The 25539-nt window shown below is 72.1% G+C and carries 25 protein-coding genes; 8 read left to right on the forward strand and 17 right to left on the reverse strand.

The genetic code is table 11. The annotated features are described in order from the left end of the window. Position 1: 1 nt before the first annotated feature. Entirely contained in the window at positions 2-868 is an 867-nt protein-coding gene (locus ACFWRT_RS19680; RefSeq protein WP_380952604.1) for a deoxyribonuclease IV, read from the forward strand. A 13-nt stretch (positions 869-881) separates the two neighbouring features. On the opposite strand, the gene ACFWRT_RS19685 is transcribed toward ACFWRT_RS19680, so the two are convergent. Beyond that, positions 882-1514, reverse strand: coding sequence for a sulfite oxidase-like oxidoreductase (locus ACFWRT_RS19685; protein ID WP_380952603.1), 633 nt, complete (start codon positions 1512-1514; stop codon positions 882-884). A gap of 152 nt (positions 1515-1666) precedes the next feature. On the opposite strand from ACFWRT_RS19685, the gene bfr reads away from it, so the two are divergent. Beyond that, the gene (gene bfr / locus ACFWRT_RS19690; RefSeq protein WP_018511967.1) at positions 1667-2146 is read left to right on the forward strand and encodes a bacterioferritin; all 480 of its coding nucleotides are present in this window, start codon (positions 1667-1669) and stop codon (positions 2144-2146) included. 22 nt (positions 2147-2168) lie between these two features. Here bfr and ACFWRT_RS19695 read toward each other — a convergent pair whose 3' ends face one another. Together ACFWRT_RS19695 and ACFWRT_RS19700 are read right to left on the reverse strand one after the other, a co-directional pair. Then, positions 2169-2501, reverse strand: coding sequence for a (2Fe-2S)-binding protein (locus tag ACFWRT_RS19695; RefSeq protein ID WP_380952602.1), 333 nt, complete (start codon positions 2499-2501; stop codon positions 2169-2171). A 177-nt stretch (positions 2502-2678) separates the two neighbouring features. Continuing rightward, positions 2679-4025, reverse strand: coding sequence for a class II 3-deoxy-7-phosphoheptulonate synthase (locus ACFWRT_RS19700; RefSeq protein ID WP_026241475.1), 1347 nt, complete (start codon positions 4023-4025; stop codon positions 2679-2681). 102 nt (positions 4026-4127) lie between these two features. Between ACFWRT_RS19700 and ACFWRT_RS19705 the strand changes: the two genes are divergently transcribed. Next, positions 4128-4196, forward strand: a complete 69-nt coding sequence (locus ACFWRT_RS19705; RefSeq protein ID WP_106429850.1) for a trp operon leader peptide — start codon at positions 4128-4130, stop codon at positions 4194-4196. Between the two features lie 130 nt (positions 4197-4326). Beyond that, positions 4327-6225, forward strand: a complete 1899-nt coding sequence (locus tag ACFWRT_RS19710) for an anthranilate synthase family protein (protein ID WP_380952601.1) — start codon at positions 4327-4329, stop codon at positions 6223-6225. Between the two features lie 30 nt (positions 6226-6255). Here the strand turns inward: ACFWRT_RS19710 and ACFWRT_RS19715 are convergent, their stop codons facing one another. The 4 genes from ACFWRT_RS19715 to ACFWRT_RS19730 all read right to left on the reverse strand — a co-directional run bounded on the left by ACFWRT_RS19715 (position 6256) and on the right by ACFWRT_RS19730 (position 10203). Further along, the gene (locus ACFWRT_RS19715; RefSeq protein WP_109977374.1) at positions 6256-7251 is read right to left on the reverse strand and encodes a 2-hydroxyacid dehydrogenase; all 996 of its coding nucleotides are present in this window, start codon (positions 7249-7251) and stop codon (positions 6256-6258) included. Between the two features lie 98 nt (positions 7252-7349). Next, entirely contained in the window at positions 7350-7994 is a 645-nt protein-coding gene (locus ACFWRT_RS19720) for a response regulator transcription factor (protein ID WP_359368040.1), read from the reverse strand. Positions 7995-8146: 152 nt separating this feature from the next. Then, the gene (gene macS, locus ACFWRT_RS19725) at positions 8147-9397 is read right to left on the reverse strand and encodes a MacS family sensor histidine kinase (RefSeq protein ID WP_380952600.1); all 1251 of its coding nucleotides are present in this window, start codon (positions 9395-9397) and stop codon (positions 8147-8149) included. Between the two features lie 32 nt (positions 9398-9429). Further along, positions 9430-10203 (reverse strand): lysophospholipid acyltransferase family protein, encoded by a 774-nt coding sequence (locus tag ACFWRT_RS19730; RefSeq protein WP_380952599.1) that lies wholly within the window; start codon positions 10201-10203, stop codon positions 9430-9432. Between the two features lie 194 nt (positions 10204-10397). On the opposite strand from ACFWRT_RS19730, the gene ACFWRT_RS19735 reads away from it, so the two are divergent. Beyond that, positions 10398-11177, forward strand: coding sequence for an alpha/beta hydrolase (locus ACFWRT_RS19735; RefSeq protein WP_380952598.1), 780 nt, complete (start codon positions 10398-10400; stop codon positions 11175-11177). Next, positions 11170-11886: a hypothetical protein gene (locus ACFWRT_RS19740; protein ID WP_380952597.1), complete on the forward strand. Its 717-nt coding sequence runs from the start codon at positions 11170-11172 to the stop codon at positions 11884-11886. Before ACFWRT_RS19735 ends, ACFWRT_RS19740 begins: the two co-directional genes overlap by 8 nt. Before the next feature lie 33 nt (positions 11887-11919). Here ACFWRT_RS19740 and ACFWRT_RS19745 read toward each other — a convergent pair whose 3' ends face one another. From ACFWRT_RS19745 to ACFWRT_RS19770, 6 genes are all read right to left on the reverse strand, one after another. Continuing rightward, positions 11920-12672 (reverse strand): endonuclease/exonuclease/phosphatase family protein, encoded by a 753-nt coding sequence (locus ACFWRT_RS19745; protein WP_380952596.1) that lies wholly within the window; start codon positions 12670-12672, stop codon positions 11920-11922. 79 nt (positions 12673-12751) lie between these two features. Continuing rightward, positions 12752-13693, reverse strand: coding sequence for an ROK family glucokinase (locus ACFWRT_RS19750; RefSeq protein WP_352243953.1), 942 nt, complete (start codon positions 13691-13693; stop codon positions 12752-12754). Between the two features lie 134 nt (positions 13694-13827). After that, entirely contained in the window at positions 13828-14307 is a 480-nt protein-coding gene (locus ACFWRT_RS19755; protein ID WP_380952595.1) for a DUF5304 domain-containing protein, read from the reverse strand. Between the two features lie 148 nt (positions 14308-14455). Next, entirely contained in the window at positions 14456-15709 is a 1254-nt protein-coding gene (locus ACFWRT_RS19760; RefSeq protein ID WP_380952594.1) for an ArsA family ATPase, read from the reverse strand. A 5-nt stretch (positions 15710-15714) separates the two neighbouring features. Beyond that, positions 15715-16164 (reverse strand): SRPBCC family protein, encoded by a 450-nt coding sequence (locus ACFWRT_RS19765; RefSeq protein ID WP_018511953.1) that lies wholly within the window; start codon positions 16162-16164, stop codon positions 15715-15717. A gap of 109 nt (positions 16165-16273) precedes the next feature. Beyond that, positions 16274-17083, reverse strand: a complete 810-nt coding sequence (locus ACFWRT_RS19770) for a metallophosphoesterase family protein (RefSeq protein WP_380952593.1) — start codon at positions 17081-17083, stop codon at positions 16274-16276. 279 nt (positions 17084-17362) lie between these two features. On the opposite strand from ACFWRT_RS19770, the gene ACFWRT_RS19775 reads away from it, so the two are divergent. After that, on the forward strand, positions 17363-19159 hold the full coding sequence (locus ACFWRT_RS19775; RefSeq protein WP_380952592.1) for an AMP-dependent synthetase/ligase: 1797 nt from the start codon (positions 17363-17365) through the stop codon (positions 19157-19159). Between the two features lie 87 nt (positions 19160-19246). On the opposite strand, the gene ACFWRT_RS19780 is transcribed toward ACFWRT_RS19775, so the two are convergent. Next, positions 19247-20389 carry a glycosyltransferase family 4 protein gene (locus ACFWRT_RS19780; RefSeq protein WP_380952591.1) on the reverse strand — a complete coding sequence of 381 codons (1143 nt, stop codon included), beginning with the start codon at positions 20387-20389 and terminating at the stop codon, positions 19247-19249. Positions 20390-20509: 120 nt separating this feature from the next. Between ACFWRT_RS19780 and ACFWRT_RS19785 the strand changes: the two genes are divergently transcribed. Next, positions 20510-21760 carry a glycosyltransferase 87 family protein gene (locus ACFWRT_RS19785; protein WP_380952590.1) on the forward strand — a complete coding sequence of 417 codons (1251 nt, stop codon included), beginning with the start codon at positions 20510-20512 and terminating at the stop codon, positions 21758-21760. Here the strand turns inward: ACFWRT_RS19785 and ACFWRT_RS19790 are convergent. The 3 genes from ACFWRT_RS19790 to ACFWRT_RS19800 all read right to left on the reverse strand — a co-directional run bounded on the left by ACFWRT_RS19790 (position 21736) and on the right by ACFWRT_RS19800 (position 25363). Next, on the reverse strand, positions 21736-23001 hold the full coding sequence (locus tag ACFWRT_RS19790) for a hypothetical protein (RefSeq protein WP_380952589.1): 1266 nt from the start codon (positions 22999-23001) through the stop codon (positions 21736-21738). The genes ACFWRT_RS19785 and ACFWRT_RS19790 overlap by 25 nt on opposite strands. 56 nt (positions 23002-23057) lie before the next feature. Next, positions 23058-24086: a C40 family peptidase gene (locus ACFWRT_RS19795; protein ID WP_380952588.1), complete on the reverse strand. Its 1029-nt coding sequence runs from the start codon at positions 24084-24086 to the stop codon at positions 23058-23060. Positions 24087-24328: 242 nt separating this feature from the next. Continuing rightward, positions 24329-25363 carry a C40 family peptidase gene (locus ACFWRT_RS19800; protein ID WP_380952587.1) on the reverse strand — a complete coding sequence of 345 codons (1035 nt, stop codon included), beginning with the start codon at positions 25361-25363 and terminating at the stop codon, positions 24329-24331. Positions 25364-25539 lie beyond the last annotated feature (176 nt).

The raw sequence follows: 25539 nt of genomic DNA on the forward strand, positions 1-25539 counted from the left end.
CATGCGCAACCCTGTGGGCGGACACGTCCCCGTGGCCGGCGGCCTCGCCAAGGTCGGTCTGGAGTACGCACGTGAGCTGGCGGCCGAGGCCGTGCAGGTCTTCGTGGCCAACCCGCGCGGCTGGGCGACACCGACCGGGAACCCGGCGCAGGACGAGCTGTTCCGCTCGGAGTGCGCGGCCGCGTCGATGCCGGCGTACGTCCACGCCCCGTATCTGATCAACTTCGGCTCGCACACCGAGGCGACGGTCGAGAAGTCCGTGGAGTCGCTGCGCCACTCACTGCGGCGGGCCCGGGAGATAGGCGCGCTGGGCGTGGTGGTGCACACCGGCTCGGCGACGGGCGGGCGGCCCCGCTCCGAGGCGCTGGCCCAGGTGCGGGAGCACCTGCGGCCGCTGCTGGACGAGCTGACCCACGACGACGACCCGTATCTGCTGCTGGAGTCCACGGCGGGCCAGGGCTCCTCGCTCTGCTCCCGTACGTGGGACTTCGGGCCGTACTTCGAGGCGCTGGACGCCCACCCCAAGCTGGGCATCTGCCTGGACACCTGCCACATCTACGCGGCGGGGCACGATCTGGCCGGCCCGTCCGGGATGCGGCAGACACTCGATCTGCTGGTGGAGACGGTCGGCGAGGGGCGGCTGAAGCTGATCCACGCCAACGACTCCAAGGACGTCGTGGGCGCCCACAAGGACCGGCACGAGAACATCGGCTCCGGCCACATCGGCGCCGAGCCCTTCCGGGAGCTGTTCACGCACCCGGCGACCGAGGGCGTACCGCTGATCATCGAGACGCCCGGCGGCAAGGAGGGGCACGCGGCGGACGTGGCCCGGCTGAAGGAGCTGCGGAAGCCCGTCGCGAGACCTTAGAAGTCGAGCGGCCCTAGAGTTCGGGGCCGTCCCCGGGCTCCTCCTGGTAGGAGTAGCGCTGCTCGCTCCACGGGTCGCCGATGTTGTGGTAGCCCCGCTCCTCCCAGAATCCACGCCGGTCGGTCGTCATGTACTCCACGCCCCGGACCCATTTCGGGCCCTTCCAGGCGTACAGGTGCGGGACGACGAGGCGGAGCGGGAAGCCGTGCTCGGCGGTGAGCAGCTCGCCGTCCTTGTGGGTGGCGAAGAGGGTGCGGTCGGAGGCGAAGTCGTCCAGCCGCAGGTTCGAGGAGAAGCCGTACTCGGCCCAGACCATCACATGGGTGACGTCGGGCGCCGGTGGTGCCAGGTCGAGCACCGTACGGGCGAGGACGCCGCCCCACTCGGCGCCGATCATGCTGAACTTCGTCACGCAGTGCAGATCGGCGACGACGGAGGAGAACGGCAGCGCCGAGAAGTCCTGGTGGTTCCAGCAGTGCTTGTCGCCGTCGGCGGTGGCCCCGAAGACCCGGAACTCCCAGCGCTCCGGTTTGAACTTGGGAACGGGCCCGTAGTGGGTGACCGGCCATCCGCGCTGCAGGCGCTGTCCCGGCGGAAGCTCGGACTGCTCTGATTCGCGGTTTTCCCGGCTTTCCGGCTGACCCATGTCTCCATGGTGACAGACAGGCAGGGGTGGTCATGACCAGGGCAGACCGCCATGGGGTCAACTCGTACTAAGCGTGCACTTACTGGACGGCCGGTGAGTGCGGTGCGAGGATGCGGCCACCTTGTCGATCACGTTTGGAAGGAGCCTCTGCGATGCAGGGCGACCCCGAGGTCCTTGAGTTTCTCAATGAACAGCTGACCGCCGAACTGACCGCTATCAACCAGTACTTCCTGCACGCGAAGATGCAGGACAACTTCGGGTGGACCAAGCTCGCCAAGTACACCCGGGCCGAGTCCTTCGACGAGATGAAGCACGCCGAGATCCTCACGGACCGGATCCTGTTCCTGGACGGGCTGCCCAACTACCAGCGGCTCTTCCACGTCCGGGTGGGCCAGACGGTCACCGAGATGTTCCAGGCGGACCGCCAGGTCGAGGTGGAGGCGATCGACCGCCTCAAGCGCGGGATCGAGCTGATGCGAGCCAAGGGGGACATCACCTCGGCGAACATCTTCGAGTCGATCCTGGAGGACGAGGAGCACCACATCGACTATCTCGACACCCAGCTGGAGCTGGTGGAGAAGCTCGGTGAGCCGCTCTACATCGCGCAGCTGATCGAGCAGCCGGAGAGCTGAGCCGACGCACTACGAGGTGTCGTCAGGCGGCGAGCGGTGCCGACGCAGGGACGGGGGCCGGGTGAGCGAGCGGTGCCGACCCCGGGACCGGGTGGGCGACCGGGGCCGGGTGGGCGACCGACGCCGCTGCCGGAACCGGGTGCGTGACGGACGCCGCCACGGGCTCCCGCTGCTGGCCCGCGAGGTCGCGGCGCGAGCAGTCGCGTCCCAGCAGGGCCTGGATGCGGCGCACACAGCCACCGCAGTCCGTGCCGGCCTTGCAGGCCGAGGCGATCTGGCGCGGGGTGCAGGCTCCGGCGTCCGCATGCTTCTTGACCTGCGCCTCGGTGATGCCGAAGCAGGAGCAGACGTACATGCGGTTCACCTCCCTGCGGGCCGGTCGCTGGTGCCGTCCCCGTCTTCGTCGGTGAGGCTAACCTAACCTTACCCGTCCGGCGAGGCGCGCAAAAGTCCGGGAACGAACTGTGGGGCACGGATCACATGGATCCGTGCCCCACAGGTGCGTCCGGCGGGAACCCCCACCAGGGACCGCTTACTGGTCGCGGTACATCTCGGCGACGAGGAAGGCCAGGTCGAGGGACTGGCTGCGGTTGAGCCGCGGGTCGCAGGCCGTCTCGTAGCGCTGGTGCAGGTCGTCCACGAAGATCTCGTGGCCGCCGCCCACGCATTCGGTGACGTCGTCGCCGGTCAGCTCCACGTGGATGCCGCCCGGGTGGGTGCCGAGGCCCTTGTGGACCTCGAAGAAGCCCTTGACCTCGTCCAGGACGTCGTCGAAGCGGCGCGTCTTGTGGCCGGAGGCGGCCTCGAAGGTGTTGCCGTGCATCGGGTCGGTCACCCACGCCACGGTGGCACCGGACGCGGTGACCTTCTCGACCAGCTCGGGGAGCTTGTCGCGGACCTTGTCGGCGCCCATGCGGACGATGAAGGTCAGCCGGCCGGGCTCGCGCTCGGGGTCCAGGCGGTCGACGTAGCCGAGGGCCTCGTCGACGGTGGTCGTCGGGCCGAGCTTGATGCCGATCGGGTTGCGGACCTTGGAGGCGAACTCGATGTGCGCGCCGTCCATCTGCCGGGTGCGCTCACCGATCCAGACCATGTGGCCGGAGGTGTCGTACAGCTCGCCGGTACGCGAGTCGGTGCGGGTCAGCGCCGTCTCGTAGTCCAGCAGCAGCGCCTCGTGCGAGGCGTAGAACTCGACCGCCTTGAACTCGGCCGGGTCGGTGCCGCACGCCTTCATGAAGTTCAGCGCGTTGTCGATCTCGCGGGCCAGGGCCTCGTAGCGCTGGCCGGCGGGGGACGACTTCACGAAGTCCTGGTTCCAGGCGTGGACCTGGCGCAGGTCGGCGTAACCGCCGGTGGTGAAGGCGCGCACCAGGTTCAGCGTGGAGCTGGAGGCGTGGTACATCTGCTTCAGCCGGGCCGGGTCCGGGATCCGGGCCTCCTCGGTGAAGGCGAAGCCGTTCACCGAGTCGCCGCGGTAGGTCGGCAGGGTCACGCCGTCGCGGGTCTCGGTCGACTTGGAGCGCGGCTTGGAGTACTGGCCCGCGATCCGGCCGACCTTGACGACCGGCACGGAGGCGGCGTAGGTCAGGACGGCGCTCATCTGGAGCAGCGTCTTCAGCTTGGCCCGGATGTGCTCGGCGGACACGGCGTCGAAGGCCTCGGCGCAGTCGCCGCCCTGCAGCAGGAACGCCTCGCCCTTGGCGACGGCTCCCAGGCGGGCGCGCAGCTGGTCGCACTCGCCCGCGAAGACGAGCGGCGGATACGACGCGAGGTCCGCGAGTACATCGCGCAGGGCCTCGGAGTCGGGGTACTCGGGCTGCTGCGCCGCGGGAAGGTCTCGCCAGGTGTTGCCACCGGCGACGGAGGTATTGGCGTTCACGGTCACATGGACAACATTACGGGGTCGCGGAGGGCGTCCATCCGAGCGCTCAAAGGTTGAGACACCCGCTCCGATGCCCGGAACGTCCGCTAGGGTCGCAGCATGTCGACGCAACAGATCCAGATCTCGATCCAGAACTGGTGGTGGACCGCTCATCCGGCGGCCCGCTGAATCATCGCGCTGACACACACCGCGAAGGCCGCCCGAGGGGCGGCCTTCCTTGCGTTCCGGAGCCGTTCCTCTCCCCCGTGAATCCCGTACGAGGCTCCTCGTACGGACCGTCCGGAAGGAACCCGCTCCCATGTCCCGTACCGCGCCCCGCACCGCCTCCGACCTCGTCCGCCGGCTGCTGGCCGACGACGCGCCGCCCTTCGCCCTGCTGCGCCGGCGTACGCCCGGCCGTGACCACGATCACGTGGAAGTGCTGATCGGGGAGGTACGGGAGGCGGAGAAGCTGGCCGATCTGCCGGTGGGCGAGCGGGCCGCGCTGGCCCTGGTGCCGTTCCGGCAGATCGCCGAGCGCGGCTTCGACGTGCGGGACGACGGGACGCCGCTGAGCGTGCTGGTCGCGGAGGAGAGTCACGAGCTGGAACTCGCGGAGGTGCTGGCCGCGCTGCCCGCGCATGACGTGACGGTGCAGGACCGGGGCTTCGATGTGCCGGACGGGGAGTACGCGGAGATCGTGCGGCGGGTGATCCGGGACGAGATCGGGCAGGGCGAGGGCGCGAACTTCGTGATCCGGCGGACGTTCCGGGGTGAGATCCCGGGGTTCGGGCGGGCCGACGCGCTGGCGCTGTTCCGGCGGCTGCTTGCGGGTGAGCGGGGCGCGTACTGGACGTTCGTCGTGCACACCGGGGAGCGCGTGCTGGTCGGTGCCAGTCCTGAGGTGCATGTGCGGATGTCCGGCGGGACCGTCGTGATGAACCCGATCAGCGGGACCTACCGCTACCCGGCCGAGGGGCCCACCGCGAGAAGCCTGCTGGCCTTCCTCGGAGACCGCAAGGAGAGCGAGGAACTGTCCATGGTGGTCGACGAGGAGCTGAAGATGATGTGCACGGTGGGCGACATGGGCGGGGTGGTCGTCGGACCCCGGCTCAAGGAGATGGCCCACCTCGCCCACACGGAGTACGAGCTGCGGGGCCGCTCCTCCCTGGATGTACGGGACGTCCTGCGCGAGACCATGTTCGCGGCCACCGTCACCGGCTCCCCGGTGCAGAACGCCTGCCGGGTCATCGAGCGGTACGAGCAGGGCGGGCGCGGCTACTACGCGGGCGCGCTGGCCCTGCTGGGCCGGGACGCCAACGGGGCGCAGACGCTGGACTCGCCGATCCTGATCCGGACCGCCGACATCGCCCCGGACGGCTCGCTGAAGGTCCCGGTCGGCGCCACCCTCGTACGCCACTCCGACCCGGAGAGCGAGGTCGCCGAGACGCACGCCAAGGCCGCAGGGGTGCTCGCCGCCCTCGGGGTGCGGCCGGGGCGGCCGGAAGCGGAGGCGGGGCGTCCGCTGCTGGCCGCCGACCCCCGGGTGCAGGCGGCGCTGGACGACCGGCGGGGCGGGCTCGCCCCGTTCTGGCTGCGGATGCAGGAGCGGACCCGGGAGCTGTCCGGGCACGCGCTGGTGGTGGACGGCGAGGACACGTTCACCGCGATGCTGGCCCACCTGCTGCGCTCGTCCGGGCTGGAGGTGTCGGTGCGGCGGTTCGACGAGCCGGGGCTGCGTGAGGTGGTGCGGGCGCATGCCGGGCCGGTCGTGCTGGGACCCGGCCCCGGGAACCCGGGGGATCTCGCGGACCCGAAGATGCGGCTGCTGCGGGAGCTGGCGGCCGAGCTGGTCCGGGAGCACCGGTACGGGCTGCTGGGCGTCTGCCTCGGGCACGAGCTGATCGCGGCCGAGCTGGGCATGGAGATCGTGCGCAAGGCGGTGCCGTACCAGGGGGCGCAGACCAGGATCGAGCTGTTCGGGCGGCCGGAGACGGTCGGCTTCTACAACAGCTTCACCGCGCGGTGCGACGGTCCGGCCGCCGCCGAGCTGGCCGCGCACGGGATCGAGGTGAGCCGCGACGAGGAGAGCGGCGAGCTGCACGCGCTGCGCGGGCCCGGCTTCGCCTCGGTGCAGTTCCACCCGGAGTCGGTGCTGACCGTGCGGGGGGCCGCGATCGTGACGGAGCTGCTGGCGGGGCTGCCGGTGCTGAGCTGAGCTTCTGGCGGGCTCACGGCCGCGGAGGGTTCACATACGCGGCACGAGCACGTTCTCGCTGTGGCGGCGGGCCAGGTAGTCGGTGACGTTCTGTACGGTCGCGTCGATGATCTGGCCCACCGCGTCCTCGGTGTAGTACGCCTGGTGGGAGGTGACGATGACGTTCGGGAAGGTCACCAGCCGGGCCAGGGTGTCGTCGTCGACGCCCTCCAGGGACTTGTCCAGGAAGAACAGCCCGGCTTCCGCCTCGTACACATCGAGCCCGACCCCGAGGAAGCGGCCGGCCCGCAACTCCGTGACCAGCGCGGCGGTGTCGATGAGGCCGCCGCGGCTGGAGTTGACGAGGATCGCGTCGTCCTTCATCGACTTCAGGGCGGCCTCGTTGATGATGTGCTGGGTGGCGGGGAGCAGCGGGACGTGGAGGCTGACCAGGTCGGCCTCGGCGAAGAGCCGCTCCTTCTCCACGTACTCCATGCCCAGCTCCAGGCAGGCCGGGTTCTCGACGACGTCCCAGCCGAGCAGTTTCATCCCGAAGCCGTGGGCGATCCGGGTGAACGCCTCACCGATCTTGCCGGTGCCGACGACGCCGACGGTCCGGCCGTGCATGTCGCGGCCGAGCAGCCCGTCGAGGCGGAAGTCGAAGTCGCGGGTGCGGCTCGCGGCCCGGATGACGCGCCGGTTGACCGCCATGGCCAGGGTCCAGGCGAATTCGGCGACCGAGTACGGCGAGTAGTACGAGACCCGGGCGACGCGCAGGGCGAGCCGCTCGGCGACGTCCAGATCGATGTTGTTGAAGCCGGTGGAGCGCTGGGCGATCATCTGCGTGCCGCCGGTCGCGAGGGTCTGGAGCACCGGGGAGCCGAGGTCGGCGTTGACACTGGTGGAGATGATCTCGTACCCGGCCGCGATGGGGGCGGTGTCCCGGTTGAGGAAGACGTCCAGGCAGCGGACCTCGTGCAGCCCGGCGAAGGCCTTCTCGATCAGGGGCTTCTCGTCTGACTGCACACCGAACGCCAGGATCTCCATAGCGCGAATATACGGCTCGGCCGCCGGGCGCGCCCGTGGCCGGACGGCCCGCTCATCCGGCCGGAGGTCCCGGCCACAGGTCCCGGGTGCGGGTCCGGTCAGACGTCGTCGAGGCCGCGCTCGATCGCGTACCGCACGAGCTCCACCCGGTTGTGCAGCTGGAGCTTGCCCAGGGTGTTCTGCACGTGGTTCTGGACGGTGCGGTGCGAGATGACCAGGCGTTCGGCGATCTGCTTGTACGAGAGGCCCTTGGCGACCAGCCGCAGCACCTCGGTCTCCCGGTCGGTGAGCTGCGGGGCCTTGGGCTCGTTGGACGCGGCGGGTACGGGGTCGGAGGCGAGCCTGCGGTACTCGCCGAGGACCAGGCCCGCGAGGCCCGGGGTGAAGACCGGGTCGCCGTCGGCGGTGGAGCGGACGGCGTCGGTCAGCTCCTGGGTGGAGGCGGACTTCAGGAGATAGCCGGTGGCGCCGGACTTCACCGCTTCCAGGACGTCGGCGTGCTCGCCGCTCGCGGAGAGGACCAGGACGCGCAGTCCGGGGTGGGAGGGGACCAGCTCCTTGCAGACCTGGACGCCGGGCATGCCGGGCAGGTTCAGGTCGAGGACCAGGACGTCCGGGTTGACCGCCTTGGCGCGGCGGACCGCCTGCGGGCCGTCGCCGGCGGTCGCGACGACGTCGAAGCCGGACTCCGCGAGGTCGCGGGCGACGGCGTCGCGCCACATGGGGTGGTCGTCGACCACCATGACCTTGATCGGCCGGTCGGTGGCCTCCACGCCGTCCTGCCGCGGTGCGTTCTGCGGTACGCCCTGCGTCGCCGCGTCCTGCGGTACGTCCTGTGCCGCCGCGTCCTGCGGTACGTCCTGTGCCGCCGCGTCCTGTGGTGCGTTCTGCGTGCTCATCGGGCCGATCCTGCCTTCCCCCGGGAAACCTGTGCTTTCGGAACCTTCAACTCGACCTCGGTGCCCTGCCCCGGCACCGAGATCACCTCGGCCGTGCCGCCGAGATCGCGCAGCCGGCCGCGGATGGAGAGCGCGACCCCCATCCGCCCCTCCCCCTCCGCCTGGGCGAGGCGGCCCTCCGGGATGCCGGGGCCGTCGTCCCGGACGGTGACGATGACCTCGCCGGGCTCGTCCTCGACCAGGATCCACGCCTGGGCCCCTTCCCCGGCGTGCACCCGCACATTGTCCAGGGCGGCACTGACAGCGGCGGCCAGCTCGCGGGCGGCCTCCGCCGGCAGCACCACAGGGGCGCCGGGCTCCGCGAAGCTCGTACGGGAGCCGGCGTGCGGGGCGAGCAGGGCGCGCAGGTCGCAGGTGGCCCCGCCGCCGTCCGGACTCTCCTCGTCCACGTCGACCGTGCGGACGACGGCTCCCTCGGCGGCGTCCTCGGAGACCCGGGTGGGCGGGACCAGGCCGCTGGAGACCAGGGTGCGCAGGGCGACCTCCTGCTCCCCGGCCATCCGGCCCAGCTCGGCCGCCTCACCGCCGATCGCGGTGCCCCGGCGCTGCACCATCGCCAGGACCTGGAGGACGCTGTCGTGGATGTCGCGGGCCAGGCGCTCGCGTTCGCGGGTCGCCGCCTCGATCTCCAGGGCGCGGGCCAGCGTGCGTTCACTGGCGCGGGCGACCTCGACGACGTACCCGATGGCGATGGAGGCGACCCAGACCAGCAGGACGTTGTGGAAGGTGTCCCGGCTGGGGTCGCCGCGCTGGATGATGTTGGCGGCGGCGACGAAGGTGGAGGCGAAGGCCGCCCACCGCCAGCCGCCCTTGATGGCGAAGGCGAGGACCGCTCCGGCCGTCCAGATCGAGGGCAGCGTCGGGCCGTCGAAGGTGTGGGAGTGCACGTCGGCGACCGGGGTGAGCATGATCCCGGTCAGGGCGACGACGAGGTCCGCGCCGAGGAAGCGTTTGGTGCAGCTCGCGGCCGAGCGGACCTTGGGCAGGGTGGCGAGCGTCCACACGGCGAGGAACGCGAGGTAGGCGAAGGCCACCCAGGGCCGCTCGAACCTCTGCTGGCCGAAGTTGTCCTTCCCGAAGATCGCGAGCAGCACCGCGTAGACCATCGTCAGGACGCGATACCCCGTCAGCGCGCGCCACAGCGGCTGCTCGACCGACATCCGTACGACCCGCTCACCCTTGGCCATCTGGCCCCACCCCCCGACGGTCTACGACGCCGTTACGCGCCGGACCGTTCCGTTCCGTCCTCGTCGCCGGCCGCCTGTGCCTGCTTCCGCTCCCGCTTGGCCTCCTCCGCCTTCGCCTTCGCCTCGTCGGCGATCTGGCGCTTGGCGGCGGTGGCGTAGATGTCCACGTACTCCTGGCCGGAGAGCTTCATGATCTCGTACATGACCTCGTCCGTCACCGAGCGCAGGATGAAGCGGTCGCCGTCCATCCCCTGGTAGCGGCTGAAGTCCAGCGGCTTGCCGATCTTGATGCCTGGGCGCATCAGCTTGGGCATCACCTGGCCGGGCGGCTGGATCTTCTCGGTGTCGATCATCGCGACCGGGATGACGGGGGCGCCGGTGGCCAGCGCCACCCGGGCCAGGCCGCCGGGCTTGCCGCGGTAGAGGCGGCCGTCGGGCGAGCGGGTGCCCTCGGGGTAGATGCCGAAGAGGCCGCCGCTCTCGACGACCTGGATGCCCGCCTTGATCGCGGCCTCACCGGCGCCGCGGGCTCCGGAGCGGTCGACGGGGAGCTGGCCGACGCCCTTGAAGAAGGCGGCGGTGAGCTTGCCCTTCACCCCGGGGGCCGTGAAGTACTCGGCCTTGGCGATGAACGTGACCTTGCGGTCCAGGACAGCGGGGAGGAAGAACGAGTCCGAGAAGGAGAGATGGTTGCTCGCGAGGATCGCCGGCCCCCGCTCGGGGATGTTCTCCAGGCCCTCCACCCACGGCCGGAAGGCGACCTTCAGGGACCCGCCGATGGAGAACTTCATTGCGCCGTAGATCAACTGCTCTGCCTCCTGTGTGCTGTGGCTCAGACCTTATCCCGGGGCGTACGCGGGGTCCGTGCCCCGGGGCGTGCGCGGGGGTCCGTGACGGCCCTGGTCGGTGTCGGTCCGGTCGCGTACGGTGAAGTCATCCGTCAAGCACGCCCCCGGTGCGCGCCCCCGTCCCCGCCTCACCTCACGAACAGGAGACCCCGGTGCCGGTCCTCCCTGGAGCCGAGCCGTTCCGCCACGAGGGCGGAGAGGTCGGCGTCCTCCTCTGTCATGGCTTCACCGGCTCGCCGCAGTCCCTGCGCCCCTGGGCCGATTACCTCGCCGAGCGCGGGCTCACCGTCTCCCTGCCGCTGCTGCCCGGCCACGGCACCCGCTGGGAGGACATGGCGGTCACCGGTTGGCAGGACTGGTACGCGGAGGTGGACCGCGAGCTGCGGGTGCTGCGCGAGAAGTGCGAGCGGGTCTTCGTCTTCGGCCTCTCCATGGGCGGCGCGCTCTCCCTGCGGCTGGCGGCCAGGCACGGGGACGCGATCAGCGGTCTGGTGCTGGTCAACCCGGCCAACAAGGTGCACGGCCTCTCGGCGTACGCGCTGCCCCTCGCCCGCCACCTGGTCCGTACGACGAAGGGGCTGGCCGACGACATCGCCCTGCCGGGTTCGCACGAGGTGGGCTACACCAAGGTGCCGCTGCACGCCGCCCACTCGGTGCGGAAGTTCTTCCGGCTGGTCGACGGCGAGCTACCGCAGGTGACCCAGCCGGTGGTGCTGCTGCACAGCCCGCAGGACCATGTCGTACCGCCCGCGGACAGCGCGCGGATCCTGAGCCGGATCTCCTCCACGGACGTCGAGGAGATCCTGTTGGAACAGAGCTACCACGTGGCGACGTTGGACCATGATGCGGAGCGGATCTTCGATGAGAGCTACCGGTTCATCGGCCGTCTCGCACCGAGCGTCGGGATGAAGGGGAGCACGTCCGGTGGCTGAGCACGACGCGGAACGCACAGGCAGCGACGAGGAGCGCGAACCGCGCCCCACGGAGAGCGCCGCCGTCCCGGAGGGGACGACGAAACCGGCTGTCCCGGAAGGGGCCGAGCCGGAGAAGCGGGCGGACGAGGAGCGGGTGATCGACGAGGACGCGGCCTGGGCCGCGATCGTCGCGGGGTACGGGGAGGAGCCGCCGGACCCGCCGGGCGCCAAGCCCTTCAAGTCGATCGAGGATCTCGCCCTGCTGGAGGACGACCAGCGCAACGTGGTGGGGCCGGACAACGGCCGGGCCGGTGACCCGGCGGACAAGGGGTCGGGCAAGACACCGCCGAAGCCGCCGGAGAAGAAGCCGCTCGGCAGCTCCGTCGTCTTCGCGCCCGGTGTCGCCGGTCCCCGCGACTACGAGCTGCCCGAGTCCAAGGACGACGGCATCGACGTGCCGGACGACGGTGAGGAGGGCCACTTCGTGCCCCCGGAGCCGCCGCCGCTGCCGGAGGCCGACACCACGGCGAAGTTCGCCTGGCTCGCGGTGATCGGCGGGCCGGTCCTGATGCTGCTGGCGGTGCTGCTGCAGTGGCCCATGACGTGGTGGCTCACCACGATCTGTATCGGCGGCTTCCTCGGCGGCTTCGCCACGCTGGTGGCCCGGATGCCGCATGACGACGATGACGACACCTACGGGGACCCGGGGCGCGGCGCGGTCGTGTGACGGATCAGCCGGCGGGGACTCGTCCTATGACCGTCACCCGGCGGGGACTCTGAGGGCGGCCAGGACCGGCAAATGGTCCGTGGCCGCCCTCAGGTCGTCCTCGCTCACCCCGGGAAGCCCGTCCGGGACCCCGCAGCCGAGCACCTCGATGCCCGGGGTCGCGAAGACCGCGTCGATGCGCTTACGGGGCTCGTCGGGCGGGAACGTGAGCTCGCCGCCCCAGGGGGCGACGGCCCGGCAGTCCTGAAGGGGCCCGGCCAGGTGCTGGAACGCCTTCCCGGTCGGTACGTCGTTGAGGTCACCGCCCGCCACGGCATGGTCCACGCCCATGGCCGCGAGCCGCTCCAGCAGCAGGCCCGCCTGGGCGAGGCGCTCCTCGCGCTGAAGGCTCAGGTGGCAGCTCAGCACCCCGAGCCGGGCCCCGCCGATCCTGACGACGGCGGTGGCGAAGCCCCTGCGGTGCAGGCCCGGGGTGAGGGGCAGCAGGACGTCCTCGGTGCGCTCGACGGCCGCCCGCAGCGAGCACAGCAGCAGCGGTCCGGCTGCCGTGGCGCCGCCGCTGAGGACCACCAGGCCGCTGCTCTTCGCCAGCCGCGCGGCCGCCTTGCGCCAGCGGAAGAAGCGCGGCGCCTCCTGGACGAGGACGAGGTCGGGGGCGCAGGCGCGGATGACCCGGGCCAGCGCCGCGGTGTCGTCGTGCATCGACCGGACGTTGTAGCTCAGCACCCGGATCACGGCTGAACCGTCCGGCTCGGTACGGGAGTCGGGCAGGGGCGTCAGGACCATGCGGGCCACGATACGACGGACGCCCGCCGCTGCCCCGGAGGGCGGCGACGGGCGCCGTGTGCGTCGTACGGGAGTGGGCTCAGCCCTGGCGGGCCAGGTCGGCCGCGCCCACGAGGCCTGCCTTGCCGCCGAGTTGGGCGGCGAGCACCTGGGCGTGCGGGCGCCACTCGCCGCCGATCAGCCAGCGCCGGAACGACTTGCGGATCGGGCCGAGGACGAGCTCGCCCTCGTCCGAGACGCCGCCGCCGACGATGAACGCGGACGGGTCGAACAGCGAGGCGAGGTCGGCCAGTCCGGCGCCGGCCCAACGGGCCAGCTCGCGGAAGGAGTCGACGGCGACCGGGTCGCCCTGGCGGGCGGCCTCGCTGATGTGCTTGCCCTCGATGCCGTCCACCGAGCCGTCGCCGAGGCCCAGCAGTATGGCGGCGTTCTCGGGGGTGGCGTTGGCGCGCTGCTTCGCGTACCGCACGAGGGCGCGTCCTGAGGCGTACTGCTCCCAGCAGCCCTGGCTGCCGCAGCCGCAGAGCAGGCCGTCCGGGACGACCCGGATGTGGCCGAACTCGGCGGCCACGCCGAAGCGTCCGCGGCGGAGCTTGTTGCCGATGATGATGCCGCCGCCGAGGCCGGTGCCGAGCGTGATGCAGATGACGTCGTCGTGGCCCTGGCCGGCGCCGAAGCGGTACTCGCCCCAGGCGGCGGCGTTGGCGTCGTTCTCGACGACGACGGGCAGGCCGACGCGCTGCTCGACCTTGTCCTTGAGCGGTTCGTGGCGCCAGTTGATGTTGGGCGCGAAGAGCACGGTGGCGCGCTTGTCGTCGACGTAACCGGCGGCACCGATGCCGACGGCCTCCACCTCGTGGCCCTCGCTCGCGCCGGCCACCGCCGCGCAGATCGCGTCGACGATGCCTTCGGCCGTCGGGGGCGTCGCCACCTTGAACGTCGAGAGGATCCGGCCCTCTTCGTCGACCACTCCAGCCGCGATCTTCGTGCCGCCGATATCGACGCCGATGGTGAGTCCCATGAATCCCTCAGTTTCGGTCGAGCCCCGCTAGGGCCAACCGTACCCGAGGCAGCGCCCGGCCTGGCCGGGACCGGTCGGTCCCGGCCGATGTGGAGCGGGCCGCCGGGTGGTGCGTCCGCTCGGTCCGGGCCGATTCAGTCCAGGTCGATGCGTTCGGTGCCGGCGGGGCCTTCGCCGCGGCCTTCGTCGCGGGGGTCGGACGGGTCGTCGGCGGCCTTCTCCGTGGAGGCGGGCTTGGTGGGATCGGCCGCCGTGCGGGTCCAGCGGCTCTCCTGGCCCTCCACCGCCGAGCGGTAGGCGGCGAGCAGCTCGTTGCCCGCGGCGGCGAGGTGGTCGAAGACCTGCGGGTTGCGCTCGATGACTGGCTCCACGGCGGACTTCGCCTGCCGGATGGCCTGCTGGACCGCGCCCTGGGCGGCGGCGCCGAGCAGCGGCGACTGGAGCGAGGAGACCTTGTCGGCGACGGCGTCGACCAGCTTGCGCAGCTCCTCGGCGGCCGAGCCGGGCTGCGGCCCGTACTGCGCGCGGCGGCGGGCCTTCTCCCCCGCGAGGTCCTCGGCGCAGGCGTCGGCCCACGCGTCGCCGTCGACGGGACGATCGGTGGCTTCACTCATGGCGGACTCCTGCGACGCGGGTGCCGGCCGCCGACGGGCGGCCGGCGGGGCTGGTGGTTCGTACCTCCGACGTTACCCGAATGGCCGCGGCCCGTTCAGGAACCGGGACGTACGCGGCCAAAGGATCACGGGGTGCGTGGCAGAAGGATCACGGGGTGCGCGGCCAGAGCGCCGGGTCCGGTGTGAAGCGGACCCGCAGGACGCCGTCGGTCAGGGCCGCGCCCGAGACGGTGCAGCGGCGCAGGGCCGAGGCGACCTTGATGATCCGGTGGAACGGGCCCACGGTCAGGAGCAGTTCCTCGCCGCGGCGGACCAGGCGCAGGTCCTGCTTCACCGCGCCGGGCAGCGGCAGGCACCAGGCCAGCACGGCCGGGCGGCCCTCCTCCCCAGGCCCCTCCTCCCCAGGCCCCCCTTCCCCAGCCCCCTGCTCCCCGGGCTCCTCCTCCCCCGGCTCCGCCTCGATCCACCACGGGTCCTCCGCCCGGCCCGGCTCGCGCTCGTCCGGCGCGGGGACGGCGAGCGCGGCCAGGTCGTCGGCGGTCCGGGGGTCGCGGCCCAGGTGCGCGGCCTCGTGGACCGGGACGTGCGGGGCCCACTCCTCGTGCCAGTGGCCCAGGCACTTCTCCTGCTGGGCGGCGAGATCGGCGAACCACGGGTCGGAGGAGTGGCGCGGCAGCACCCGGTTGGCCACCAGCAGGTCGGCACGGAGCCCGTACAGGGCGAGGCCGGTGCGGGCGGTGCGCAGGGCGTCCTCGGCGGCGGGCCCGGGCTCGGCGACCAGGCGGAGCGTGGTGGAGCCGTCTTCGACCAGGGCTTGTACGGCGGCCAGCTCCTCGTCCTTGCGGGCGGCGGCCTCGTACAGCCACTGCGCGGGCATCGGGACCCCGGCGAGCTGGGCGAGGACCGGGCGCAGGGCGCGGGCGGCCTGGCGTTCGGCGGGCAGCAGCCGGCGCAGGTAGCGGCGGAGCTGCTCGGGGAGGGCCAGCAGGGCGAGGGCCTGGTCGAGCGGCGGGAGGTCGACGACGAGGGTGTCGTATCCGGCGGTGGACCAGTCACCGGCGGCGGCCCGGTGCAGGGTGTGGAGGAGGGCGAGCTGCGGGGAGCCGGGGAGTTCGGTGAGCTCCTCGCCGTCCAGGCGCCCGGCCCCGACCAGGTCCAGGACGCTCGACGCGCGCTCCTGGAGTTCGGTGAGTTCGGCGCGGAAGTGGGCGCCGGAGTCGATCCGGGCGTGGTCGAGGCGGTCGGTGACGGCGGTGGGTTCCGGGCCGGCGGGGAAGCCCGGTATGGGCTCGGCGGAGACCAGGAGGGTGCGGCGGCCGCTCGCGGCGGCGGCCAGGGCGGTCGCCACGGCGAGCGTGGTACGGCCCGCGCCGCCGGGGCCGCTGACCAGGACCGTACGCATCGCTCTCAGCCCTGCGGGAAGGATTCGACGCGCTTCTTCAGACCGGCGAGCGCGCGGTCGATGATGACCTTCTCGGCCTTGCGCTTGATCATGCCCAGGAGCGGGATCTTGACGTCGACGGCGAGCTTGTAGGTGACCTCGGTGCGCACGCCGCCGGCCATCGACGCGAGGGCGTACGTGCCGTCCAGGGAGCGCAGCATCTGGGACTTGACCAGGGTCCAGCTCACTTCCTTGTCGCCCAGCCAGGTGTACTTGAGGACGTGGTCGTCCTTGATGGCTCCGGCGTCCAGGACGAGGCGGACCTGCTCGGCGCGGCCCTGGTCGTCTGTCGCCAGGACCTCGGCCTCCTTCACCTCGCCGGTCCACTCGGGGTAGCGGGCGAAGTCGGCGATCACGCTCATGACGTCGGCCGGTGCCGCCTCGATCGTGATGCTCGAGCTGGTGTGTTCAGCCATCGCCGTGGCCCTCCAGTGCGGTGTTACCGGTCGCTTTCGGCAGGAGCCTGCCGCTGTGCAGGCTATCGCGTGCCCGCCGCGCTCCGGTCCACGGCCCGGGCCCTTCCGGTCACCAGGTCAGCGCCCAGGGCGTCCCGGTGGAGGCGAAGTGGCCGACGTTGACGCACTCGGTGGTACCGATCCGCATCCGGCGGACCAACGGCTGGTGAACATGGCCGAAAAGCGCGTATCGGGGGCGGGTGGTCAGGATGGCTTCCAGCAGGGCGGTGGAGCCGCGTTCGAAGCGGCGGGCGACGGTGTCGTACGTCAGCTCCGGGACCTCGGGCGGGATGTGCGAGCAGAGCACGTCGACCGGGCCGAGCGCCTCGACCTTGGCGGCGTACTCCTCGTCGCTGATCTCGTACGGGGTGTTCATCGGGGTCTTCAGGCCGCCGCCGACGAACCCGAAGACCCGGCCGCCGATCTCCACCCGCTCGCCGTCCAGCACGGTGGTGCCGGGGAGGGCGTACTCGGGCCACAGGCGGGGGACGTCGACGTTGCCGTAGGTGGCGTACGTCGGGGTGGGGAAGGCGGCGAAGAGTTCGGCGTACTGCCTGCGTACGGCGCCGATGATCTCGGTGTTGCGGTCGCGGCCCGCCCACAGCTCACGGCCGAAGGCGCGGGCCTCCTCGTAGCGGCGGGCGGTACGCAGCGCGACGATGCGGCTCGCGTTCTCCTGGCCGAACAGGTCGGGGAAGATGCCGCGCGAGTGGTCGGCGTAGTCGAGGAAGAGCACCAGGTCACCGAGGCAGATGAGGGCGTCGGCGCCGTCCCCGGCGCGGGCCAGGGCCTCGGTGTTGCCGTGCACATCGCTGACCACGTGGATCCGGGTGGAGCGCCGTGCGCCCGGCTCCGGCCCGTCCGCTTCGCTGCCTCGCATGCCAATCACCCTAAAGCGCCCGTCCAGGCGCGGGTAGACCGGCCGGACCTGCGGTTACTTTCGAGTCCTCGCGCCGGTGGACTACTGTGCGCGAAAGGGCCATTTATATGTGTGATGCATAAGACATCTGGCCGGAACCCCCTATCGGGAACCTAGTACCGGTGGGTAACGTCCGGGCAGTCCAGTCGTGCTCACCCCACTGAGCACCTGCCATTCTTGGACCGCAGCCGGTGCGTCACACAGAGCCGTGGCACCGGAGCCCGATGAGGAGCAGCAGTCTTGCGCGAGTTCAGCCTTCCGGCCCTGTACGAGGTCCCGACGGACGGCAATCTGACGGATCTCATCCGCCGCAACGCCGCTCAGCATCCCGACGTCGCGGTGATGAGCCGCAAGGTGGCCGGTGCGTGGGCCGATGTCACCGCCACCGAGTTCCTGGCCGAGGTGAGAGCCGCCGCCAAAGGCCTGATCGCCTCGGGCGTGCAGCCCGGCGACCGGGTCGCCCTGATGTCCCGCACCCGGTACGAGTGGGTGCTGCTGGACTTCGCGATCTGGAGCGCGGGCGCGGTGACCGTGCCGGTGTACGAGACCAGCTCCGCCGAGCAGGTGCAGTGGATCCTCAGCGACTCCGGCGCGGTGGCGGTGTTCGTGGAGAGCGACGCGCACGCGGCGGCGGTGGCCTCCGTACGGGAGGGGCTGCCGGATCTCGCGCACGTCTGGCAGATCGAGGCGGGCGCGGTGAAGGCCCTGGGCGAGGCGGGTGCCGAGGTCTCGGACGAGACCATGGACCTGCGGATGGTCAGCGCCAAGGCGGACGACCCGGCGACCATCGTCTACACCTCCGGCACCACCGGCCGCCCCAAGGGCTGTGTGCTCACCCACCGCAGCTTCTTCGCGGAGTGCGGCAACGTGGTGGAACGGCTGAAGCCGCTGTTCCGTACCGGCGAGTGCTCGGTGCTGCTGTTCCTGCCCGCCGCGCACGTCTTCGGCCGGATGGTCGAGGTGGCCTCGGTGATGGCCCCGATCCGGCTCGGCTGCGTCCCCGACATCAAGAACCTCACCGATGAGCTGGCCTCGTTCCGGCCGACGCTGATCCTCGGTGTGCCGCGCGTCTTCGAGAAGGTCTACAACGCGGCGCGCGCCAAGGCGCAGGCGGACGGCAAGGGAAAGATCTTCGACCGGGCCGCCGACACGGCGATCGCCTACAGCCGGGCGCTCTCCACCCCGCAGGGCCCCTCGCTCGGGCTGAAGCTCAAGCACAAGCTCTTCGACAAGCTGGTCTTCGGCAAGCTGCGCAACGTCCTCGGCGGCAAGGGCGAGTTCGCCATCTCCGGCGGCGCCCCGCTCGGTGAGCGGCTCGGCCACTTCTACCGGGGCATCGGCTTCACGGTCCTGGAGGGCTACGGCCTCACCGAGAGCTGCGCGGCGACCGCGTTCAACCCGTGGGACCGGCAGAAGATCGGCACGGTCGGCCAGCCGCTGCCCGGCTCGGTGGTCCGGATCGCGGACGACGGCGAGGTGCTGCTCCACGGCGAGCACCTGTTCACCGGGTACTGGAAGAACGAGTCGGCCACCGCCGAGGCGCTGGCCGACGGCTGGTTCCACACCGGGGACATCGGCACGCTCGACGAGGACGGCTACCTCGCGATCACCGGCCGCAAGAAGGAGATCATCGTCACGGCGGGCGGCAAGAACGTCGCCCCGGCGGTGATCGAGGACCGCATCCGCGCCCACGCCCTGGTCGCCGAGTGCATGGTCGTCGGCGACGGCCGCCCGTTCGTCGGCGCGCTGGTCACCCTGGACGAGGACTTCCTGGGCCGCTGGGCCGAGGAGCACGGCAAGCCGGCCGGTTCGACGGCCCTGTCGCTGCGCGAGGACCCGGAGCTGCTGGCCGAGGTGCAGCGGGCGGTGGACGACGGGAACGCGGCGGTCTCCAAGGCCGAGTCCGTACGCAAGTTCCGGATCCTGCCCGCCCAGTTCACCGAGGAGGCGGGCCACATCACGCCGTCGCTGAAGCTGAAGCGGAACGTGGTGGCGAAGGACTTCGCGGACGAGGTGGAGTCGATCTACCGCGCCTGAGCGGTGTCACGCGTACGCAGGAGGGGCCCGCAGCCGAATCGTCAGGCGCGGGCCCCTCCTGCGTACTCACCACAAGGTCCCAACCACTCACAGCAGGGTCTTGAGCTTCTCCGCCAGCAGGTCCCAGCGCCACTTCTCCTCGACCCAGGCCCGGCCCCGCTCCCCCATCCGCCGCCGCAGCTCCGGGTCGCCGAGCAGCGTCACGATCCGGTCCGCCGACTCCTCGGGGCTGCCGCCGCGCACCACCCACCCGGTCTCGCCGTCGAGCACCGCGTCCGGCGCGCCGCCCGAGTCCCCGGCCACCACCGGCAGCCCGGTCGCGGAGGCCTCCAGGTAGACGATCCCGAGCCCCTCCACGTCCAGCCCCCGCCGCCGGGTCCGGCACGGCATGGCGAAGACGTCCCCGGCCCCGTAGTGCGCGGGCAGCTCCGCCCACGGCACGGGCCCGGTGAACCGCACCGAGTCCGCCACCCCGGTCTCCACCGCGAGCCGCTGGAGGTCCTTGGCGTACGGGCCGCCGCCGACGATCAGCAGCACCGCGTCCGGGATCTGCGCCAGGATCGCCGGCATGGCGAGGATCAGCGTGTCCTGGCCCTTGCGCGGCACCAGGCGCGAGACGCAGACGACGACGGGCCGGTCGGAGAGGCCGAGGCGGGCCCGGACCTGGTCGCCGCCGGAGGCCGGGTGGAAGGTCTTCTCGTCCACGCCCGGGGGCAGTTGCACCATGCGGGCGGCCGCGTCCGGGGTGAGGGCGGCGGCGATCCGGGAGCGGGTGTACTCCCCCAGATAGGTGATCGTGTCCGTGCCTTCCCCGATGCGGCGCAGCAGTTGCCGGGAGGCGGGAAGCTGAGCCCAGCCGGCCTCGTGGCCGTGGGTGGTGGCCACCAGCCGCCGGGCGCCCGCGCGGCGCAGCGCCGGTCCCATCAGGCCGAGCGGGGCGGCGGCGCCGAACCAGACGGAGGTGCAGCCGTGTTCGCGCAGCAGGTCGGTGGCCCGCCGGGTGACGCGCGGGGTCGGCAGCAGCATCGTCGTCCGGTCGCGCACCACGGTGAACGGCTGCTCGGCGTCGAAGGCGGCGGTGGCCGCCGTACCCTCCTCGCCGCGTTTCCAGGTGGAGGCGTAGACGACGACCCGGTCGGGGTCCAGGCGCAGCGCCATGTTGTGCAGGAACGCCTGGATGCCACCGGGGCGGGGCGGGAAGTCGTTGGTCACGATCAAGGTCTTGTCCATCGCGGCTGACAGTACCGAACGGCCGCGCTTCACGGCCCACGCCCTCACCCCCCGGCATCATGGGCCGCCGGACGGGAGCCGGAGACGATCCAGGGCGGCGGCGATGATGACGCGGCGGACATGCGGATGACGGGGCACAGATTCAGGGGCGCGGGGCTCCTGCCGTGCGCGGCCTGGGCGCTGACCCGGGCGGCGCTGCTGCTCTGGGTGACCGGGGTGTTCACCCCGGGCGGCCTCGATGTCACGGTGGACGTGTCGGTGATCTACCGGGGCTGGTACGAGACCCTGCTGACGGGCACGTACCCGCTGGACGACGTCACCTGGCAGTACCCGCCCGGTGCCGCCCTCGCGATCCTCTCCCCCGCCCTGCTGCCCTTCTGGGAGTACGCGAGCGCCTTCTACGCCCTTGTGCTGCTCTGCGACGCGCTGGTGTTCGGGCTGCTGCTGTACGCGGGCCGGCGGCCGGGGATAACGGCGGCGGGCGCGTGGGTGTGGGTCGCGGGGGTGCCGCTGCTGGGGCCGACCGTGTACGCCCGCTACGACCTGATGGTGACGGCGGTCGCGGTGGCGGCGCTGCTGGCGGGGGTGCGCCACCCGAAGGTGCTGGGGGCGCTGGCCGCGTTCGGGGCGCTGCTGAAGGTGTGGCCGGCGCTGGTGCTGGTCGGGGTCCGGCGGGGGCGGCCGACCCGGGCGGCCTGGTCGGCGGCGGCGATGACGGCGGCCGGTCTCGGCGTGGGGTTCGCGCTGTGGATGCCGGGGGCGTACGCGTTCCTCGCCTTCCAGCGGGACCGGGGCCTGGAGATCGAGTCGCTGTGGGCGCTGTACTTCCACCTCGCCCGGCACGCCGGCTGGGAGGGGCGGGTGGCGCTGCACTACGGCTCCATGGAGTTCCTCGGCCCGCACGTGGGGCTGGCCTCGACGCTGGTGCTGGGGCTGGCCGTGCTCGCGCTGGGCTGGCTGCTGGTGTGGCGGCTGCGGGCCCGTCACTTCGCCGCCCACACCCCGGCGCAGGCCGCGTTCACGGCGGTGCTGCTGTTCACCACGACGAGCCGGGTGATCAGTCCGCAGTACGTGGTGTGGCTGGTCGGTCTCGCGGCGGTCTGCCTCGCCTTCCGGAACGGCGGGATGGTGCGGCCCGCCGTGCTGGTGCTGGTCGCGGCCGGGGTGACGGTGCTGGAGTTCCCGCTGTACTTCACCGAGGTGGTGGCGAGCGACGCGTGGGGCGTGGCGCTCCTCTTCGTACGGAACGGGCTGCTGGTGGCCGCCTCCCTGATCGCCGCGCGGCGGCTGTGGCGGGAGACGGTGCCGGGGGGCCGGTCCGAAAAAGCGGCCCCGGTCCGCGGGGATCAGCCGAGCCGGGCGCTCAGGTAGTCGCGCCAGGCGGCGGTGAACTCCTCGGGCGTCGTGTTGAGGACCGACCCCAGCGCCTGCTCCACCGCCCCGTCCCGCCCGGGATGGGCGCCCACCGCCGCGTAGAAGGCGGTGAGCTTCTCGTCGCCCCACCGCTCCGCGATGAGCTCACAGGCCATCCAGGCGCTCTCGTAGGCCCGGGCGAGCCCGCCGGGGTCGCCGTCGAAGCCGAAGTCCTGGTCGACGGGGAGTCCGGCGGGTACGTCACCGGCCCGGACCGCGCCCGTCAGCTCCGGGGCGATGAGGTCGGGGGTGCGGTCCTCGCCCCGGTAGGCGGCCCAGTCGGCGAAGCCCTCGGAGAGCCAGACGGGGGTGGCCGTGGAGGTGCTGGTCCGGGTGGCGACATGGGTCGTCTCATGGGTCAGGACGACGCGCTGGCCGAAGCTGCCGAGTGAGGCGTACGCCTGCGGGTTGACGATCACCCGGTCCGCGAGGGCGGGGAGCTTGCCGGTGGTGCCGGCCTCGCCGGTGGTGACGGCGGCGATCCCCCGGTAGCTGGTCTCCCGGGAGCCGAGCAGCCCCGCCATGGACTCCACGGAGTCCGGGACGAGGACGACCACCCGGCGCGCCCACGGCTGCGGCCAGGCACCGGACACGGCCGGTACGGCGAGGTCCACGGTGTCCGCGATCTGGCGCAGCTCCTCCTGCGGCCGTCCGACGCCCAGGACGAGGCTGTGGGCGCCCCGGACGACCTCCACCTCCCCCTGGTGCCAGAGCTGGTCGGAGGCGCCCTTGGCGGGCCGGTCGGCGCTGACGTACCACTTCTCGCCGTCCCGCATCAGCTCCAGGGTGCGGCGGGCGGCGACGGGCGCGGTGTCGTACCCGTCGATCCGGTAGCGCAGCTCCACCTCGGCGGTGGCCCAGTCGCCGTCCTCCTCGGTGATGCCCTTCACCTCGTACGACCAGGACTTCAGGGGTACGTCGGCGAGGTTGGCCAGTTCCGTGCGCTGGGCGGCCCGCAGCTTCGCGGCGTCGGGGGCGAGCGCGTCCAGGTAGCCCGCCGGGTCCCGGGCGAGGACGGCGGCGGCGCGGCGCTCCAGGGTGGCGTCGATCTCGCGGACGGTGAGGGTGGTGGCGGTGTCCGGCCGGCCCGCCGGGGCCACACAGGCGGAGGCGGTCAGCAGGGCGGCGAGCACGAGGCCCGCCGCACGCCGAGGGAGCCGAGGGCGTCTCCCTCGCGCGTCACGTCCTCGACCGGCCACCCTGCCGATCGTACGGTCCGTGGCGGGCGGCGGCCCGGCCCGGTGGCCGGGAAGCGTCAGATCCGGGTCACCGAGGAGACGGGCATCATCCCGACGGGGTCGTAGCGGATCGCGGCGCCCGGGTAGGGGGCGTGGATGACCTGGCCGTTGCCCACGTACATCCCGATGTGGCTGGCGTCGGCGCGGTAGGCGACCAGGTCGCCGGGCTGGGCCTGGGAGAGCGGCACCATGCGGCCCGCGTACCGCTGCGCCTGCGAGGTGCGGGGCAGGCTCACCCCGGCCTGGGCGTAGGCCCACTGCATGAGGCCGGAACAGTCGAAGCCGGAGGGCCCGTTGGCGCCCCACACGTACGGCTTGCCGAGCGCCTGGCGTACGGCGGCGACGGCGGACATCCCGCGAGCCGAGCCGGGGGCGACGCCGGAGAGGTCGGGGGCGGCGTCGCGGCCGGAGCGGGAGACCCGGTCGAAGGAGGCGCGGTCCTGGGCGGGCAGCGAGTTCAGGAGCTGCCGGGCCTGGCGCAGCTTGGCCTCGACGGCCCGTTTGTGGCGGGTGACGGCGGCCCGGTCGACCTCCAGCTCGGTGAGGGCGCGGGAGGCCTCGGCGCGTCTCTGGGCGACGCCGCGCTGGGCGTGGCGGAGCTTGTCCAGGGTCAGCGCCTGGCGTACGCCGGCCCGGTCGAGGGCGGCGGCCCGCTCCAGGTAGGTGTCCGGGTCGGAGGAGAGCAGCAGGGCGAGCGCGGGGTCGATGGAGCCGGTGCGGTACTGGGCGCCCGCCATCGCGCCCAGCGCGTTGCGCATCCGGTTGATGGACTCCTGGCCACGGGCCGCCGCGTCCTGCGCCCGGTCCGCCTCGCCGCGCAGCCGCTCCACCCGCTCCCCGGCCTCGTTGTAGAGCTCGGTGGCCTTCTCGGCCTCGCCGTAAAGCCGGTCGACGGCCGCCTTGGCGCTCGCGCGGGTGTCCTTCGGGTCGGCGCTCGCGGGCGCCCCGGTCAGGGTCGCGGCCGCGGTGGCGGCGGCCGCCGAGACGACCGTGACGCGGACGCCCCGATGGAGGCCGGACTGGGTGGGACGGCGATGGGACACCACAGGAAGCCGCACTTCCTTCCGCTGACGCAGTTGACGCAGGAACGCGCGGGTCCGTACCGGGAGCCGCGCAGCAGCCAGACAGTAATCGGACGACTACCGGGCGTCCAAAGACCTCGCCGGTGGCGGAAGGGGCGTCGAAACGGCGCTGCCCCGCCGGTGACCTCGGTCTCCGGGCGGGGCAGGGCGTAGTTGCGGGCCGGGGCGATTCCCTCGTTCGGGCGTCGCTCCGGGGCGGTGTGGCGTCAGATGCGGACGCCGAACTGGAAGGTGCCCATGTAGTCCATCGACTCGTAGCGGACGACGGTGCCCGGCTTCGGGGCGTGCAGGATCTGGTTGTTGCCGGCGTAGAAGCCGACGTGCGACAGGCCGTTGAAGAAGACCAGGTCGCCGGGGCGGAGCTGGCTGCGGCCGATCTTCGTGCCGTCGTTCTGCTGGGTGTACGTGGTCCGGGAGATGCCGACACCGGCCTGGGCGAAGGCCCACTGGGTCAGCCCGGAGCAGTCGTAGGAGTTGGGGCCCGAGCCGCCGGAGACATAGGGCTTGCCGAGCTGGGTGGCGGCGGCGCTGAGGGCGGCGGCTCCACGGCCCGACGCGGGGGCCTCGTTGCCGAGTTCGACCCGCTCGCTGGTGGCGCGGCTGGCGCGGTCCTTCGCCGCCTCCTCCTCCTGGATCTTCGCGCGCTCGGCGGCGGTCAGGCTGTTGAGGAGGCGCTGCGCGTCGGCCAGCTTGCCCTGGTACTTCTTCTTGTTCTCGCCGAGCGCCTTGCGGACGTCGGCGAGGTCGCCGAGCTTGTCCTGGGCTTCCTTGCGCTGCTGGGCGAGGGTGCGCTGCTTGGCCTGGATCTCCTGCAGCGACTCCGTCTGCTTGACCGTCAACTGGTCGAGCGCGGAGGCCTGGTCGAGGAAGCTGTCCGGGTCCGAGGCGAGGAAGAGGGCGACCGAGGGGTCGATGCCGCCGGAGCGGTACTGCGCGGTGGCGATCGAACCCAGCTCGCCGCGCAGGGTGTTGAGCTCGTCCTGACCGCGGGCGACCTTGTCCTGGAGCGCGTCGACCTGCTTCTTGAGCTTGTCCTGCTGCTCCTTGGCCCCGTTGTACTTCTCGGTGGCGGCCTCGGCCTCGTGGTAGAGCTTGTCGACCTCCGCCTTGACCTCGTTCTTGGTCGGCTTGGGGTCGGCGTGGGCGGCCTGGGAGGTCAGGGCCACGGCCGCGGCGGCGGTCGCGGTGAGCACGGTCACGCGGGTGCGGCTCGGCTGCTTGGGACGACGGTGGGACGCCACGAAGGCGAGCTCCTTCTTCCTCAGAGCCGCCTACCGGGCTGGGGGAAAGAATCCCCGGCTCCGTGCACTCACGGATTCGGCGGTTCCTTCGCCGCCACCCCCGATGGGTGATCAACCGTGCGAAGGTTCGAGGGCTAAACCTAGTGACCATCTTGTGATCAGTTCAAATCCTCACA

The organism is Streptomyces cyaneofuscatus, assembly GCF_042718795.1.
GTDB lineage: Bacteria > Actinomycetota > Actinomycetes > Streptomycetales > Streptomycetaceae > Streptomyces > Streptomyces cyaneofuscatus_A.